This window comes from Pandoraea pneumonica, from assembly GCF_049918595.1.
Taxonomy (GTDB): domain Bacteria; phylum Pseudomonadota; class Gammaproteobacteria; order Burkholderiales; family Burkholderiaceae; genus Pandoraea; species Pandoraea pneumonica_A.
The window spans coordinates 52,979-68,889 of the sequence record NZ_JBNCRZ010000003.1 but is presented as its reverse complement, the minus strand read 5'-3'; the positions used below and the strand labels follow the sequence as shown (position 1 = coordinate 68,889).

Here is a 15,911-nt window from a genome sequence, read left to right as displayed (position 1 = left end):
AGTGGGGCAAGTCTGCGGAGTATCTCAGGTTTTTCAGGAGCAAGTATGACCGTAGCCGGCAACGGCGCGCCAGGCCCGGACGCTTTGTCCGGCGCCACGCTGCGCGCGCGGGCGGCCCCCGCTTTGGCTATCCTCATTGGATCTTCCGTCTGGGGCCTCGCCTGGTTCCCTTACCGCGTTCTCGCCCAGTGGGGCGTCGCGGCAGTGCCAGCCCAAGCCTGCACGGCCACCATCGCTTTATTACTGCTTTCGCTGGTCTATCGCCGCTCGCTGGGCACGCTGCGTTGGTCGTGGCTGCTCGCGGGGGTGGCCTTCGCAGGCGGTCTCACCAACGTCGCCTTTGTCTGGGGCACCACGCACGGCCATGTCATGCGCGTGTTGCTGCTTTTCTATCTGACCCCCGTATGGACGGCGCTTTTCGCGAACTGGCTGCTCGGCGAGCGCGTGGGGCTGCGCGGTGCGGGCTTAATCGCGCTGGCGCTCGGCGGGGCGGGGCTCATGCTCTGGTCGCCGGAACTGGGCTGGCCGGTGCCCAATAACCCGGGCGAATGGGCCGGGATGATCGCGGGGGCGGCGTTTGCGCTCAATAACGTGCTGTTGCGGCGGGTGAGCCTCGAACTTCCCGACGTCAAGCCGGAAATGCGCAGTTGGACCCTCTATCTAGGGTGCCTGATCGGCGGCCTGCTGGTGTTGCCGTTCGACGGGGGCATCACGTCGGGCGCGGCAGCGCTCTCGGCGCTGACGTCGAGTCCGACCACGGCGGCGGTGGCGATTGCACTGGGTTGCACCATCGCTATCTCGAACGTCATCGTGCAATTCGGGCTGGCGCGGGTGCCTGCCAATCAAGCCGCGCTCATCATGCTGTTCGAAATTGTGGTCGCGGCGATCTCGTCATGGTGGCTGGCCAGCGAAGGGCTTGGAACCCGTGAAATCGCAGGCGGATTGTGCATCGTGGCCGCCGGTATCCTGTCCGGAATTTTGCCCGAATCCAAGCGTTGTAAATCCACGACGGCCGAGGATGCGATGGTATGATGCGTACCCATGTCATACCGGTGTGACGGGCGTCGTTGTCGAGTCATTGCCGGTGTGAGCGGCCCGTGCACGCCAGCGTGCGCGAGGCCCGACAGGACCAGCTAAACGCGTCTGTGTCTTTCCCATCATTCAATGACCGATAAAGCGAACCTGCCGTGCGTCTGACTTCCATCAAACTCGCTGGCTTCAAATCCTTCGTCGATCCGACGAACTTCGCGGTTCCCGGCCAACTGGTCGGGATCGTCGGCCCGAACGGGTGCGGCAAATCCAACATCATCGATGCCGTGCGCTGGGTGCTCGGCGAGTCGCGCGCCTCCGAGCTGCGCGGCGAATCGATGCAGGACGTGATTTTCAATGGGTCGACCGCCCGCAAGCAGGCGAGCCGCGCCAGCGTCGAACTCGTGTTCGACAACAGCGCCGGGCGCGCAGCCGGGCAGTGGAGCCAATACGCCGAAATCGCCGTCAAGCGCGTGCTCACGCGCGATGGCACCTCTAGCTACTACATCAACAATCTCCCGGCACGTCGCCGCGACATTCAGGACATCTTCCTCGGTACCGGCCTCGGGCCGCGTGCTTACGCCATCATCGGGCAGGGGATGATCTCGCGCATCATCGAGGCCAAGCCCGAAGAGCTGCGCGTGTTCCTCGAAGAAGCTGCCGGGGTGTCGAAGTACAAGGAACGCCGCCGCGAGACCGAGAACCGCCTGCAAGATACGCGCGAGAACCTGACGCGCGTGGAAGACATCCTGCGCGAACTCGGCACCAATCTCGAAAAGCTCGAATCGCAGGCGGTCGTCGCCAATAGATTCAAAGACCTGCATCGCGACGGCGAAGAAAAGCAGCAACTGCTGTGGCTGCTGCGCAAGAACGAAGCGCAGAGCGAGCAAGAGCGCCAACAGCGCGCGATCGAATCGGCGCAAGTCGATCTCGAAGCGCAAATGGCGCGGCTGCGTGGGTCGGAATCCGACCTCGAAACGCTGCGCGCCGCGCACTACACCGCGACCGACGCCGTGCAGGCTGCCCAGAGCGCCATGTACGAGGCGAACTCGGAAGTGAGCCGTCTCGAGGCCGAGATCCGCTACGTCGTCGAGTCGCGCAATCGCGTGCAGGCGCAACTGGCGGCGCTCACCTCGCAGCGCGAACAGTGGCAGGCTCGCTCGTCGCAATCGGAAGAAGCGCTGGCGCTGGCCGAAGAAGAACTCATCATTGCCGAAGAGCGCGCCGCGACGGCGCAGGATCAGGCAGCCGATCAGAACGACGCACTTCCGGCACTGGAGAGCGGTTGGCGTGATGCGCAGAATCTGCTCAACGAACAGCGCAGCGAAATCGCGCAAGTCGAACAGAGCCTGAAGCTCGAAGCGGCGCATCAGCGCAATGCCGATCAGGCGTTGCAGCAATTGCAACAGCGCCAGGAGCGTTTGCAGGGTGAAGCGCGCGGGCTCGACAAGCCAGACGAAGCCGAACTCGAGATGCAACGCGCCGATCTGGCCGAACATCAGGCGATGCTCGAAGACGCGCAGGCCGAGCTGGCCGAAGCACAAGAGCGTCTGCCGCGTCTCGAAGCCGAGCGTAGCGAAGCGCAGGCGCGCGTGCAGTCAGAAGCCGCGACCATCGCGCAGTTGGAAGCGCGCCTTACCGCGCTCAAGCAACTGCAAGAAAGCGTGCAGACCGAAGGCAAAGTGCAGCCGTGGCTCGACAAGCACGAGCTGGCGCAACTGCCGCGTCTGTGGAAGAAGCTGCATATCGAGCCGGGCTGGGAAAACGCGCTCGAATCGGTCTTGCGCGAGCGTCTGGCCGCCCTTGAGATCAGTAATCTCGATTGGGTGAAGGCATTTGCCAGCGATGCACCCCCGGCCAAGCTGGCGTTCTACTCGCCGCCCCCGGCTGCGCGTCCGCTCGACGCGCCGGCCTCGCTACGGCCATTGCTCTCGCTGCTGCGCATCGACGATCCGGGCCTGCGTGCCGTTTTGCAGGAGTGGCTGGGTCACGTCTTCGTCGCGGACGATCTCACGCAGGCAATGACGTTGCGTGCGCAGTTGCCGGAAGGCACGTCGCTCGTCGTCAAAGCGGGCCATCAGGTCACGCGCGTTGGCGTGCAGTTGTACGCGGCAGACTCGGAACAAGCCGGTCTGCTCGCCCGTCAGCAAGAAATCGAAAACCTCGGCAAGCAACTGCGTGCGCAGGTACTGCTCTCCGACGAAGCCAAGTCGGCTGCCGTGCGCACCGAAGCCGCCTACAGTCAGGCCGCACAGGCACTGACCGATGTGCGCGGCCGTGCCGAACGCGCGACGCAGCGCGTGCACGCGTTGCAACTCGACGTGCTCAAGCTCACGCAAGCCTACGAGCGCTTCAACGCCCGTAGCACGCAGATCGACGAAGAGCTGCGTGAAATTGCGGCGCAAATCGAAGAACAGCGCGCGCTGCGTGTCGAGTCGGAAGCCAATTTCGAACAAAACGACGCACGTCTGGCCGAATTGCAGGCGACCTTCGAAGACGGCCAACTCGAATTCGAATCGCTCGATAGCCAGCTCTCGGACGCACGCAACCGTGCCCGCGAGATGGAGCGTCTGGCGCAAGAGGCGGCGTTCGGTCAGAAGGGCATCGTCAATAAGATCGACGAGCATCGCCGCAGCATTCAGACGGCGCTCGAACAGGCCGACCGTCTGGTGGTGTCGATCGAGCAGGCGCAGGCCGAACTTGCGCAGATCACCGAGCAGACCGCCGAGAACGGCCTCCAAGACGCGCTGGAATTGCGCGCCGAGAAGGAAGAGATTCTGGGTGCCGCGCGCATCGAACTCGACGCCCTCACGCAGAAGTTGCGCCAGAGCGACGAGGAGCGGTTAGCCGCCGAACGCGGCTTGCAGCCGTTGCGCGATCGCATTACCGAGTTGCAGTTGAAGGAACAAGCTGCGCGCCTGAACGGCGAGCAGTTCGTGGAGCAACTCGCTAACGCCGAAGTCGACGAGGAAGCGCTCTCAGCCAAGCTCACGCCGGACATGAAGGCGTCGTATCTGCAAGGCGAAGTCACCCGCATCAACAACGCGATCAACGCGCTGGGTCCGGTGAACATGGCCGCGTTGGAAGAGTTGGAAACGGCGCGCGAGCGCAAGGTCTTTCTCGATGCGCAATCGGCAGATTTGAACGACGCCATCGAAACGCTTGAAGGCGCGATTCGCAAGATCGACGAAGAAACGCGTGTGCTGCTGCAAGGCACGTTCGACGAAGTGAACAAGCATTTCGGCGAACTGTTCCCGATGCTGTTCGGCGGCGGACAGGCCAAGCTCATCATGACCGGCGACGAAATTCTCGACGCCGGTGTGCAGGTGATGGCACAACCGCCGGGCAAGAAGAACTCTACGATTCACTTGCTGTCTGGTGGAGAGAAAGCACTGACCGCCATCGCGCTCGTGTTCGGCATGTTCCAGTTGAACCCGGCACCGTTCTGCTTGCTCGACGAGGTGGACGCGCCGCTGGACGACGCGAACACCGAGCGTTACGCCAAGATGGTGGCGCGCATGTCGGACCGTACCCAATTCGTCTTTATTTCACACAACAAGATCGCGATGGAAATGGCCAATCAACTCATCGGCGTCACCATGCAGGAACAAGGGGTGTCGCGGATTGTGGCGGTGGACATGGAATCCGCGATCAATCTGGCCGAATTAGCCTGACCCCATGCCCACGATGGAGAAGAGAGAGGAACGCCGCGCATGAATGAACTGCAGCTTAGCTTGATTGCCGCAGGGGTAGTGGTACTACTGGGGGTTGTGGCTTATAACGCGTGGCAGGGCAGCAAAGCCCGCCGGCGCATTCCGCGTCGCATGCCGGTCGACGGGGCGGGTATCGACGCTACCGCTGGCGTGCCCGATCCGGATGACGAGCGTCCGTTCATCGAACCGACGCTCTCGCCGCCGCGCGTGCCGCAATCCGGTGAGCGCCGTGAACCCACGCTTGGGCCCGCCACGGCGGCCAGCACCTCGGTGCAAGATGCCTTTGCCATCAACGAAGACGCCTGGGACGAGCCGCCTGCCGCACGCAAGCGCGCTGCGCAGGAGGCTGCCCAGCAAGCCGGTGCACCGGTAGAGCCGACATTCGGCACTGCTGAAGCGCATACGGATACGGCGGTGGAAGCCTCGGCCGAAGCTTCTGCGCAAGCTGCGGCAGTGCATGCGGCCCAAGTCGAAGACGCACAACAAGCCGCGACCGCCAGCATGGTGGCGCGTGTGGACGCCGAGCTCGCCGCGGACGACACCGTAGACGCAGCCGCCGCAGGCGCCGTCGCCGCAGCGGCAGGTGCGCAGGACACGGTCGTGCATGCATCGCAAGCGGCACCGGTTGCCGCCGCGGCGCCGAGCGCTCCGCAAGCGTCTGCCGAGACCGCGGTTGCCACACGTCCGGCTGCACCGAGCGGCCCGCCGCCGGTGATCGACGAGCGCATCGATTGCGTTGTCGAGTTGCCGCTGGCGAACGTCATTGCCGCTGAGCGCCTGATGCCGCTGACCGTGCGCATGCGCCGTGCAGGCGGCAAGCCGGTCAATATCGAAGGCCGCGCCGACGAGCAGTCGCCGTGGGAGCCGATCCGCACCGGCGGGCGCTATCACCAACTGCGCATGGCCGTGCAATTGGCTAATCGCGCTGGCCCGCTCAACGAAGTCGAGTTCTCCGAGTTTTCGAATCTCGTGCAGACGCTGGCCGACGCCGTCGATGCCTTGCCGGAACTACCCGACATGATGGAGACGGTGGCGCGCGGGCGTGAGCTCGATAGTTTTGCGGCGCAATGCGATGCGCAACTGTCGGTGAACGTGCTCTCGGACGGCGCACCTTGGTCGGCCAACTACGTACAAGCAGTGGCCACGCAAGACGGCCTGCTGCTCTCGCGCGACGGCATGCGCTTCGTGAAGCTCGATACGCGCCAGAATCCGGTGTTCATGCTGCAATTCGGCGACACCAACTTCCTGCGCGATGACCTCACGTACAAGGGCGGCGATCTGATCACCATGCTGCTCGACGTGCCGGTGGCCGACGAAGACCTGCTGCCGTTCCGTCTGATGTGCGACTACGCACGCTCGGTCGGTCAGCGCATTGGCGGGCGAGTGGTGGACGATCAACGCCGTCCGCTGTCCGATGCCGCACTGCAAAACGTCGACAAACAGCTGCTCAAGCTTTACGAGCGTCTGGAAGCGCGCGGTCTGCCGGCAGGCTCGCCGGTGACGCGCCGCTTGTTTAGCCAATAAGCGGGACGGGGTTGCCCGGCGGGCTCGCGGATGCGGCGAGCCGGCGGGGCAGCCGCGCTGCCACGCTTTCATTGGCTGAACTTGCGAGCCTTCGCGCAGCGCAGCATTCGATGCACGCCGCTCACCGTCGGGTGAACGGCGTTTTTTCTTCCCGTGGCTTTCCTGTCGTTTGGCCCGGACTTTCCCAGTTTTACCGAACCTTCGAGCGCGCCATGCCGGGTGCGTCGAAGGCATAATGTTCTGACTTCTCGAATCCCGAGTTCCCACGCATGTCCCAAACTTCTGCTCCGGGCCAGGGCGCGAGCGCCGCTACGGCCGCCAGCCCTGTGAATGTCGCCAATGCTACCGAGGCGGCCGAGCGCGCCGCCACGCTGCGCGCCGAGTTGATGCGGCTCAACCGCGCCTATTACGAAGACGACGCCCCGATTGTTCCCGACGCCGAATACGATCGCCTCTTTGGCGAACTCGTTGCGTTGGAAACGGCGTTTCCCGACTTGCAGCGTTCCGACTCGCCGACACAACGCGTGGGCGGCAAGGCCGTCGAAGGTTTCGCGCCGGTGGCGCACCGCGTGCCAATGCTCTCGCTGAACAACGGTTTCAGCGATGAGGACATCGAGGCGTTCGATCGCCGGGTGGCCGACGGTTTGCGCGCCCCCGGGGCTGCGCCCACTGGCGATTTGTTCGGCGACGGCGCTGAGCCGGTGGAATATGCCGCCGAACTGAAATTCGACGGTCTGGCGATTGCCCTGCGCTACGAGCACGGCGTGCTCGTGCAAGCTGCCACGCGCGGTGATGGCACGACCGGTGAGGACGTTACGGCCAATATCCGCACGGTCAAAAAGATTCCGCTCAGCTTGGCCACCGACAACCCGCCCGAGGTGCTGGAAGTGCGGGGCGAGGTACTGATGTTCCGCGCCGACTTCGACAAGCTCAATCGGGCACAGGAAGCGGCAGGCGAGAAAGTCTTCGTTAATCCGCGCAACGCCGCGGCAGGCAGCTTGCGCCAGTTGGATTCCAAGATCACGGCGAAACGGCCGTTGTCGTTTTTCGCCTATGGCGTGGGCGAACTCGTGGGTGTGCCGATGCCCGAGACGCACTCGGCGCTGCTCGACTGGTACGACGCACTGGGTATCCCGGTGAACGACCGTCGCGAGGTCGTGCGCGGGGCGGCGGGGCTGCTGGCGTTCTACAAGGCCGTGGGCGAGACGCGTGAGTCGCTGCCGTACGACATCGATGGCGTGGTCTACAAGGTAAATCGTCGCGACGAGCAAGACCGTCTGGGCTTCGTCTCACGCGCACCGCGCTTTGCGCTCGCGCATAAATTCCCGGCACAAGAGGCGCTCACGACGCTGCTCGATATCGAGGTGCAAGTGGGGCGCACCGGTGCGATTACGCCGGTGGCGCGTCTCGCGCCGGTGTTCGTCGGTGGCGCGACTGTCACCAATGCCACGCTGCACAACGAAGACGAAATTCGCCGCAAAGACGTGATGATCGGCGATACGGTCATCGTGCGCCGCGCGGGCGACGTGATTCCCGAAGTCGTCGGTTCGGTGCTCGAGCGTCGTCCGGCAGACGCTCGCGCGTTCGTCATGCCGACCGAGTGTCCGGTATGCGGGTCTGCCATTGAAAAGCTGCCCGATGAAGTCATCGCGCGCTGCACGGGTGGATTGATTTGCGCGGCACAGCGCAAGCAGGCGCTGCTGCACTTTGCACAGCGCCGCGCGCTCGACGTCGAAGGGCTGGGTGATAAGCTCGTCGAGCAATTGGTCGATCAGCAAATCATTCGCACCCCGGCCGATCTGTTCAAGCTCGGTGTGGCGAAGCTGGCGGCGCTCGACCGGATGGCCGACAAGTCGGCCGCCAATCTGGTGGCATCGCTGGAAAAGGCGCGCCATACGACGCTCGCCCGCTTCATCTTCGCGCTGGGGATTCGCCATGTGGGCGAGGCCACGGCCAAGGATCTGGCACGTCACTTCGGCAAGCTCGATAACGTGATGGCGGCGAATGCCGAGGAACTGCTGGCCGTGCCGGACGTCGGACCGATTGTGGCCCAGTCCATCGCCAATTTTTTTGCCGAGCCGCATAATGTCGAGGTGATCGAACAATTGCGCGCGGCAGGCGTGACCTGGCCGGAGTCCGAACCGGCGGCAGTGGCCCCGTTGCCGCTGGCAGGCAAGACGTTCGTGCTCACGGGCACGTTGCCCACGCTCTCGCGCGACGAGGCGAAGGCGATGCTCGAAGAGAAGGGCGCGAAGGTGGCGGGTTCTGTCTCGGCGAAGACCGATTATCTGGTCGCGGGGGCGGAAGCCGGCAGCAAGCTGGCGAAAGCCGAGGCGCTGGGCGTCCCGGTGCTCGATGAGGACGCTATGCGGACCATGTTGGCCGCGCTTTGATGTGAGGACCCAATCGATGATTCGCGACATTCTGAAAATGGGCGACCCGCGGCTGCTGCGCATCGCCAAGTCGGTCGAGCACTTCGATACACCGGAGTTGCATGAACTGGTGGCCGATATGTTCGACACCATGAGGCACGCGAATGGCGCCGGACTCGCCGCGCCGCAGATCGGCGTGGACTTGCAGGTGGTGATCTTCGGCTTCGAACACAACGAACGCTATCCCGATGCGCCGGAAGTGCCCGAGACGGTGTTGATCAATCCGGTAATTACGCCGCTCACGCAGGATATGGAGGAAGGCTGGGAAGGGTGCCTGTCGGTGCCCGGACTGCGCGGCATGGTCAGCCGCTACTCGATGCTGCGTTACGAAGGCTTCGATCAGTACGGCAAGAGCATCGACCGCATCGCTGAGGGCTTTCATGCCCGCGTGGTGCAACACGAGTGCGATCACCTGATCGGCAAGCTCTATCCGATGCGCATTACCGACTTCAGCAAGTTCGGTTTCACCGAGATTCTCTTCCCCGGTCTCGATCCGCAAAGCGACGACTGATCGGTGACGATGCGACGATCGGCATAAGTCGCAGGATAAAAAAAGCCCGCTTCCGAGAAGCGGGCTTTTTCATTGGACGTTACCGATCTCGCGAGTGCGATATCAGAACTCTTCGCCGGGACGCAGATAGCGCCACTGACCCGCGGGCAGATTGCCCAGCGTGATGCGGCCCATGCGCACGCGCTTGAGGCCGGTCACGTGCAGACCGACCAATTCGCACATGCGGCGAATCTGACGCTTCTTGCCTTCCTTGAGCACGAAACGCAGTTGCTCCGGGTTCTGCCATTCGACCTGCGCGGGCTTGAGCGGCTGCTCGTCGAGTTCGAGACCGTGGCGCAGCAGCGCCAGACGATGCTCGGGGAAATGCGCCTGCACGTTTTGCTCGTGTTCGTTGAACGACACACGCACGAGGTATTCCTTCTCGATGTCCGAGTCTTCGCCGATCAGTTGCTTGGCGACGCGGCCGTCCTGCGTGAGCACGAGCAGGCCGGTCGAATCGATATCCAGACGGCCCGCCGGAGCGAGACTGCGCAGATGCGACGGCGAGAAGCGCACACCGGCGTCGTCTTCCGACCAGTGGTTTTCGCGATTGACCAGCACGATCGCTGGCTCGTAGCCGTCTTCTGCCTGACCCGAGACATAGCCCACCGGCTTGTGGATGATGATGGTCACGCGATTGGCCTGTTCCTTGCGGGCGGCTTGCACGACGGTCACTTCCTGCGTGGGCAGAATGCGGGTGCCCAGTTCGGTGATGACCTTGCCGTCGACACGGACCCAGCCCTTGGCGATCCACTCGTCGGCTTCGCGGCGCGAGCACAAGCCGAGTTCCGACATGCGCTTGGACAGACGCAGCGAGCCTGCGGCGTCGTGATGGACCTTGATATCGTCGTCGTCATCGCGCTCGACGCGCGTCGGACGTGTGGCACGCGCCGGGCGGGCGCCACGGTCGTCATTGGCAAAACGGCCACGCGGTGCACCTTCGGCGCCGCGATTGAACGGACGTGCCTGATCGCCACGGCCACCGCCTTCGGGGGCGCGGCGCGGACGATCTTCGTCGAAGCGTCGCGGCGCACGGTTCTCATCGAAGCGTCGCGGTGCGCGGTCATCGGCACCACGATTGAACGGACGTGCCTGATCGCCACGGCCACCGCCTTCGGGGGCGCGGCGCGGACGGTCTTCGTCGAAGCGTCGCGGCGCACGGTTCTCGTCGAAGCGTCGCGGTGCGCGGTCGTCGGCACCACGATTAAACGGACGTGCCTGATCGCCACGGCCACCGCCTTCCGGAGCGCGGCGCGGACGATCTTCGTCGAAGCGTCGCGGCGCACGGTTCTCATCGAAGCGTCGCGGTGCACGGTTCTCGTCGAAACGTCGCGGTGCGCGGTCATCGGCACCACGATTGAACGGACGGCCTTGATCGCCACGGCCACCGCCTTCCGGAGCGCGGCGCGGACGGTCTTCATCGAACCGGCGCGGGCGCTCATCGTCAAAACGTGCCGGACGGGCACCAGCCACGCGTTCGCGCTGACCGCGTGCCGGAGGACGCTCACCGTAAGGGCGCTTTTCAAACGGCGCACCGGTCCCCGCTGGCTTGCGCGGTGCACCCGCACCTGCACCTGCCGGACCCGCCGGACGACGTGCGCCGCCAGTGGCCTGCGTGAAATCGTCGCCTGCCGGACGCGGGCGGGAAGGCCGCGGCCCAGTCGGCTTCTTCTTCACGCCGCTGCCGGCGAGCTGCGACGCCGGGACGGCTTTGGTCGGGCGGCGCAGTGCGCCTGAAGAGCGCACGGGGGAGCGCGTCTTGTCGAGAGTTCGGGGGTGCTTGGCGCCGAGTTTGGCGCGCGGGGTATCGCTCATGGTTCCAGTGCTTCTAGTAATTCGGTCTCGACGGCAATTTGCAGACGATTGTCCTGCAAACGGCTGCCATCGAGCAGGAACGTGTCTTCGACACGCTCGCCGAGGGTATTAATGCGGGCGGTGCGCACACTCACGCCGTGACGCGCGAGCACGCGGGCAACCGCGTAGAGCAAACCGGTGCGGTCGTTGGCCGACACCGACAGCAGGTAATACTGACCGCGATCGTCCGGTCGCAGATCGACGCGCGGGGTGACCGGGAAGCTGCGCGAACGGCGCGGCAAACGGCCCTTGCTCGGCTCGGCGAGCGGTTCGGCACGCGTGAGCAATGCCACCAACTCGCTTTCCACCAGACTGATGATGTCGCGATAGCTCGTGTCCAGACCCGGGTCCGTCAGCAAGAAACTATCGAGTGCGAAACCGTGACTCGTCGTGTGCACCTTCGCGTCCAGAATCGACAAGCCCTTGCGCTCGAAGTAGCCGCAAATGCGCGCGAACAGATCGACCTGATCTCGCACATACACCATCACCTGCAAGCCCTCGCCAATCGGCGACGGGCGCGCCTTGACGATCGATGCGTCGCTCGCGACATGGCGCCACAAATGCCGCGTCTGCCAAGCCACGTCAGCCGGGTCGTTGCGCAGGAAGTACGCCACGTCCAGCGTATTCCAGAGCGCCTCTTGCGCGCGCTCGGGTACCGTGTAAAGCCGCAGAAGGCCGAGGGCTTCCTCCTTGCGTGTCTTCAACTGCGCATGCGGGTCGGGATTCGCGCCACCCAGCACTTGCAACGTCAGGCGGTACAAGTCTTCGAGCAGCTTGCCCTTCCAGGCGTTCCACACCTTCGGGCTGGTGCCGCGAATATCGGCCACGGTGAGCAGATACAACGCCGTGAGACGCCGCTCGTTGCCCACTTTCTCCGCAAAGCGGCGAATCACCTCGGGGTCCGTCGTGTCCTGCTTTTGCGCCACCGTGCTCATCGTCAAGTGCTCGCCTACGAGCCAGACGATCAGTTCGGTGTCTTCCTTGTCGATACCGTGACGGGTGCAAAAACGTCGCGCATCGACCATGCCCAGCGTGGAGTGATCGCCGCCGCGGCCTTTCGCAATATCGTGAAAGAGCGCGGCGATGGTCAGCACCCACGGCCGGTCGAAATTGGCAATCAACTGGCTACAGAAGGGGTATTCGTGCGCATGTTCAGCGACCGCAAAGCGGCGCATATTCCGCACGACCATCAGAATGTGCTGATCGACGGTGTACACGTGGTACAGGTCGTGCTGCATCTGACCGACCACGCGGCGGAAATTGATCAGATAGCGTCCCAATACGCTGGTCTGATTCATCAGCCGCAGCGCATGCGTAATGCCCTGTGGCTGCTGGAGAATCGCGAGAAACGTGCGGCGATTTTCCGGATCGGCCCGCCAATGGGCATTCATCAACTCGCGCGCATTGTAAAGCGCCCGGAGCGTGCGCGCTGATAAACCTTTCACGCCGATGACTTGCTCATAGAGCAGGAACGTTTCGAGAATCGCGTTCGGATGACGTGTGTAAAGCTCGTCGTCGACGATCTCGATCATCCCTTGCTTCTCGACGAAGCGCTCGTTGATCACGCGCGTAATGCCGCTGCTCTGCGGGAATAGCCGTGCTTCGACATTGAGCAGCAGCACCGTATTGAGCTGCGAGACCGCCTTGGCCGCCCAGTAATAACGGCGCATGAGTTGCTCGCTCGCCCGCTTGGTACTGGTGGCTTCGAAGCCGAGACTTTGCGAGAGCGGCGTTTGCATGTCGAAGACGAGCACGTCCTGACGGCGGCGCGCGAGCAGATGCAGGCGCGCACGCAAGCCCTTGAGGAACTGCTCGTTACGGCGCAATTCCTTGAGTTCACGGTCGGTCAGCAGATCGCGGGCAAAAAGCTCCGACCAGCTATTGCCGAGTCCGGCGGCCTTGGTCATCCAGAGGATCACTTGCAAGTCGCGCAGGCCGCCCGGGCTTTCCTTGCAATTCGGCTCCAGACTGTACGGCGTGTCTTGATACTTCGCGTGACGCTGTCGAATTTCCAACTGCTTGCTGCGGAAGAACGCGCGCGGGTCGAGATCGGCGGAGAAGCGTTGCTCGAATTCCTCGAAGAGTGCCGGGTTGCCCGTGAGCAGCCGCGCTTCGAGCAGGCTGGTCTGCACGGTGACATCCGCATGCGCTTCCGCGATGCACTCGTCGACGGTGCGCACTGACGAGCCGATTTCCAGCCCGATGTCCCACAAAAAACCGATGAACGGCTCGACGTGCGAAGTCAGCGCCGTGCCTTCGCCATCGCCATTGCAGTCGGCGTGGCGATGCAACACGAGGATGTCGACGTCGGAATACGGATACAACTCGCCGCGCCCATAGCCGCCCACGGCGACGAGCGCGAGATCGTCCGGCATCGCGCAACTGGCCCACGCTTCGCGCATGGCCTGATCGACGGCGTGACAGAGGCCGTGCAGCAGCACGTCGATTTTGCCGTGCGTGGCAAAGCGTTCGACGAGTTCGGCCTTACGTTCTTTGAGGGCCTGACGTAGCGGAGAAGGGGCGTGCGCGCGCGCGTGCATGGCGGCTTCCTAGGCGTGGAAAGACAGGGTCAGGCTGGGCGGCCGCCTTGGGGGGAGGGCGGCCGGACATAAACTCAAGCGGCGGCGGCGAACGACGCCAGATACGCCGAACCCGGTGGCGGGGGCGGCGTCAGGGCCGAATGCGTGAGCACTTCATGACCCGTTTCCGTGACCAACAACGTGTGCTCCCATTGCGCCGACAGGCTGCGATCGCGCGTTTTCACCGTCCATTGATCGGGCATCGTGCGAATTTCGCGCTTGCCCGCGTTGATCATCGGCTCAATCGTGAAAATCATCCCGGCCTGCAACTCCAGCCCGGTGCCAGGGCGGCCATAGTGCAGGATCTGCGGATCTTCGTGAAACACCTGGCCGATGCCATGGCCGCAATATTCGCGCACGACGCTGTAACCCTGGGCTTCGGCGTGCGTCTGAATGGCGTGGCCGATATCGCCGAGGCGCGCGCCCGGGCGCACCTGGTTGATGCCGAGCCACATGCATTCGTAAGTCACTTGGGCCAGCCGCTTGGCGAGAATGGTGCCGTCGCCGACGATGAACATGCGGCTCGTATCGCCAAAATAGCCGTCCTTGATGACGGTGATGTCGATGTTGAGCGCGTCGCCGTTCTTGAGCGCCTTGTCACCCGGAATGCCGTGACAGATCACGTCGTTGACCGAGATGCAGGTGGCTTTGGGGTAGGGGGGGTAGCCCGGCGGCTGATAATTGAGCGGCGCGGGTACGGTGCCTTGCTCTTTGACCATGTACTCATGGCACAGGCGGTCGAGCTCACCGGTGGTGACGCCGGCACGCACGTGCGGCGTAATGAAGTCGAGCACTTCGCTTGCCAGACGGCAGGCAACGCGCATCATTTCGACGTCGTGGGCATTCTTGATGGTGATGGCCATTAGGGAATCGGACAAATCGCTGGAACAATGGCGCATTATCGCACCAACCTATTGTTTTCGCCCCCGCTTTTGCCGGTGATCGCCCCGTGCAGCGTGGATTTCCGGCCGGTTCTTCCTCAAGCGAGCGTTAGCTTGCCGGGTGGCGTATCAGGTGGTGTGTGTCAGTGTTCCGAACGCTCCGGAAAGCCGCGCAAACCGGGGATTTACGGCATGTCACGGGAAGTTCACGCGTCGCTTGAGTACCAGCCCAGTGCGATGCTATAATCTCGGGCTAAGTCGAGGACGAATTGTCAATAAACCCAAGGGTTTTCCCTTGGAATTCAATGGCTTCCGTCGGGTTTTTGGGGTATTTTCTGCCCCGTGGTGGTGCAAATCGTTTGATTCGCGCTGCTTCCGATGGGCTGCCGGGTGGCAAAATTTGTCATCGGCTTAGAAAACTTTGAAATCGCGGGCCGGCGCACCCAGGGTGCTCGAACTTCGCAGACGGGTCATGCAAAGCTGTATGGCAGTCTGACGAAACGGGTACGGCAGCCGGTCTAAGACCCAACCCTTACGGAGAATCACATGTCTGTCACTATGCGTCAGATGCTGGAAGCGGGCGTCCACTTTGGTCACCAAACCCGTTTCTGGAACCCCAAGATGGCCCCCTACATCTTCGGCCATCGCAACAAGATCCACATCATCAACCTCGAAAAGACGTTGCCGATGTACCAGGACGCGCTGAAGTATGTGCGCCAACTGGCTGCAAACCGCGGCACGATCCTCTTCGTGGGCACCAAGCGTCAAGCGCGTGAAATCGTGGCAGAAGCCGCAGGCCGCGCTGGCCAGCCGTTCGTCAACAACCGTTGGCTGGGTGGCATGCTGACGAACTTCAAGACCCTGAAGTCGTCGATCAAGAAGCTGAAGGACATGGAGCAGGCTCTGGAAGCCGGCGAACAAGAGCGCATGAGCAAGAAGGAAGCGCTGCTGTTCGATCGCGAAATGGCCAAGCTGCAAAAGTCGATCGGCGGCGTGAAGGAAATGGGCGGTATGCCCGACGCCATCTTCGTGGTCGACGTCGGTTACCACAAGATTGCCATCACCGAAGCCAACAAGCTGGGTATTCCGGTCATCGCCGTGGTCGATACGAACCACTCGCCGGAAGGTGTGGATTACATCATCCCGGGTAACGACGACTCGAGCAAGGCTGTCGAACTGTACGTGCAAGGCGTTGCTGACGCGATCCTCGAAGGCCGTGCAAACGCCGTCAAGGAAGTCGTTGAAGCCGTGCGCGGCGATGGCGACGAGTTCGTCGAAGTGAACGAAGAGGCGTAAGCGGCCACCGCTGCGTAACAAAAGGGGCTGCTTGTGGCGCCCCTTTTTTTTAG

The 15,911-nt window shown here is 63.2% G+C and carries 9 protein-coding genes; 6 read left to right on the top strand and 3 right to left on the bottom strand.

Annotated elements, in window-relative coordinates:
- Positions 1 to 45 precede the first annotated feature (45 nt).
- From ACPWR9_RS12810 to def, 5 genes are all read left to right on the top strand, one after another.
- Positions 46 to 1,032: a DMT family transporter gene (locus ACPWR9_RS12810; RefSeq protein WP_426298140.1), complete on the top strand. Its 987-nt coding sequence runs from the start codon at positions 46 to 48 to the stop codon at positions 1,030 to 1,032.
- A gap of 155 nt (positions 1,033 to 1,187) precedes the next feature.
- Entirely contained in the window at positions 1,188 to 4,703 is a 3,516-nt protein-coding gene (smc, locus tag ACPWR9_RS12805; RefSeq protein ID WP_426298138.1) for a chromosome segregation protein SMC, read from the top strand.
- Positions 4,704 to 4,742: 39 nt separating this feature from the next.
- Positions 4,743 to 6,266: a cell division protein ZipA C-terminal FtsZ-binding domain-containing protein gene (locus tag ACPWR9_RS12800; RefSeq protein ID WP_426298136.1), complete on the top strand. Its 1,524-nt coding sequence runs from the start codon at positions 4,743 to 4,745 to the stop codon at positions 6,264 to 6,266.
- Between the two features lie 269 nt (positions 6,267 to 6,535).
- Positions 6,536 to 8,659, top strand: a complete 2,124-nt coding sequence (gene ligA / locus ACPWR9_RS12795) for an NAD-dependent DNA ligase LigA (protein WP_426298134.1) — start codon at positions 6,536 to 6,538, stop codon at positions 8,657 to 8,659.
- Positions 8,660 to 8,675: 16 nt separating this feature from the next.
- Positions 8,676 to 9,209, top strand: coding sequence for a peptide deformylase (def, locus tag ACPWR9_RS12790; RefSeq protein WP_426298132.1), 534 nt, complete (start codon positions 8,676 to 8,678; stop codon positions 9,207 to 9,209).
- Positions 9,210 to 9,311: 102 nt separating this feature from the next.
- Here the strand turns inward: def and ACPWR9_RS12785 are convergent, their stop codons facing one another.
- From ACPWR9_RS12785 to map, 3 genes are all read right to left on the bottom strand, one after another.
- On the bottom strand, positions 9,312 to 11,063 hold the full coding sequence (locus ACPWR9_RS12785) for a pseudouridine synthase (RefSeq protein ID WP_426298131.1): 1,752 nt from the start codon (positions 11,061 to 11,063) through the stop codon (positions 9,312 to 9,314).
- The gene (locus ACPWR9_RS12780) at positions 11,060 to 13,642 is read right to left on the bottom strand and encodes a [protein-PII] uridylyltransferase (RefSeq protein ID WP_426298129.1); all 2,583 of its coding nucleotides are present in this window, start codon (positions 13,640 to 13,642) and stop codon (positions 11,060 to 11,062) included. Before ACPWR9_RS12780 ends, ACPWR9_RS12785 begins: the two co-directional genes overlap by 4 nt.
- 74 nt (positions 13,643 to 13,716) lie before the next feature.
- Positions 13,717 to 14,544, bottom strand: a complete 828-nt coding sequence (gene map, locus ACPWR9_RS12775; protein WP_150678431.1) for a type I methionyl aminopeptidase — start codon at positions 14,542 to 14,544, stop codon at positions 13,717 to 13,719.
- 564 nt (positions 14,545 to 15,108) lie between these two features.
- On the opposite strand from map, the gene rpsB reads away from it, so the two are divergent.
- Positions 15,109 to 15,858 (top strand): 30S ribosomal protein S2, encoded by a 750-nt coding sequence (rpsB, locus tag ACPWR9_RS12770; protein ID WP_426298127.1) that lies wholly within the window; start codon positions 15,109 to 15,111, stop codon positions 15,856 to 15,858.
- The last annotated feature ends 53 nt before the right edge of the window (positions 15,859 to 15,911 follow it).

Bases quoted from the DNA above. Each gene is read 5' to 3' on its own strand.
- rpsB (WP_426298127.1), top strand. From the start codon at position 15,109: ATGTCTGTCACTATGCGTCAGATGCTGGAAGCGGGCGTCCACTTTGGT.
- ligA (WP_426298134.1), top strand. From the start codon at position 6,536: ATGTCCCAAACTTCTGCTCCGGGCCAGGGCGCGAGCGCCGCTACGGCC.
- ACPWR9_RS12800 (WP_426298136.1), top strand. From the start codon at position 4,743: ATGAATGAACTGCAGCTTAGCTTGATTGCCGCAGGGGTAGTGGTACTA.
- ACPWR9_RS12785 (WP_426298131.1), bottom strand. From the start codon at position 11,063: ATGAGCGATACCCCGCGCGCCAAACTCGGCGCCAAGCACCCCCGAACT.
- map (WP_150678431.1), bottom strand. From the start codon at position 14,544: ATGGCCATCACCATCAAGAATGCCCACGACGTCGAAATGATGCGCGTT.
- def (WP_426298132.1), top strand. From the start codon at position 8,676: ATGATTCGCGACATTCTGAAAATGGGCGACCCGCGGCTGCTGCGCATC.
- ACPWR9_RS12780 (WP_426298129.1), bottom strand. From the start codon at position 13,642: ATGCACGCGCGCGCGCACGCCCCTTCTCCGCTACGTCAGGCCCTCAAA.
- ACPWR9_RS12810 (WP_426298140.1), top strand. From the start codon at position 46: ATGACCGTAGCCGGCAACGGCGCGCCAGGCCCGGACGCTTTGTCCGGC.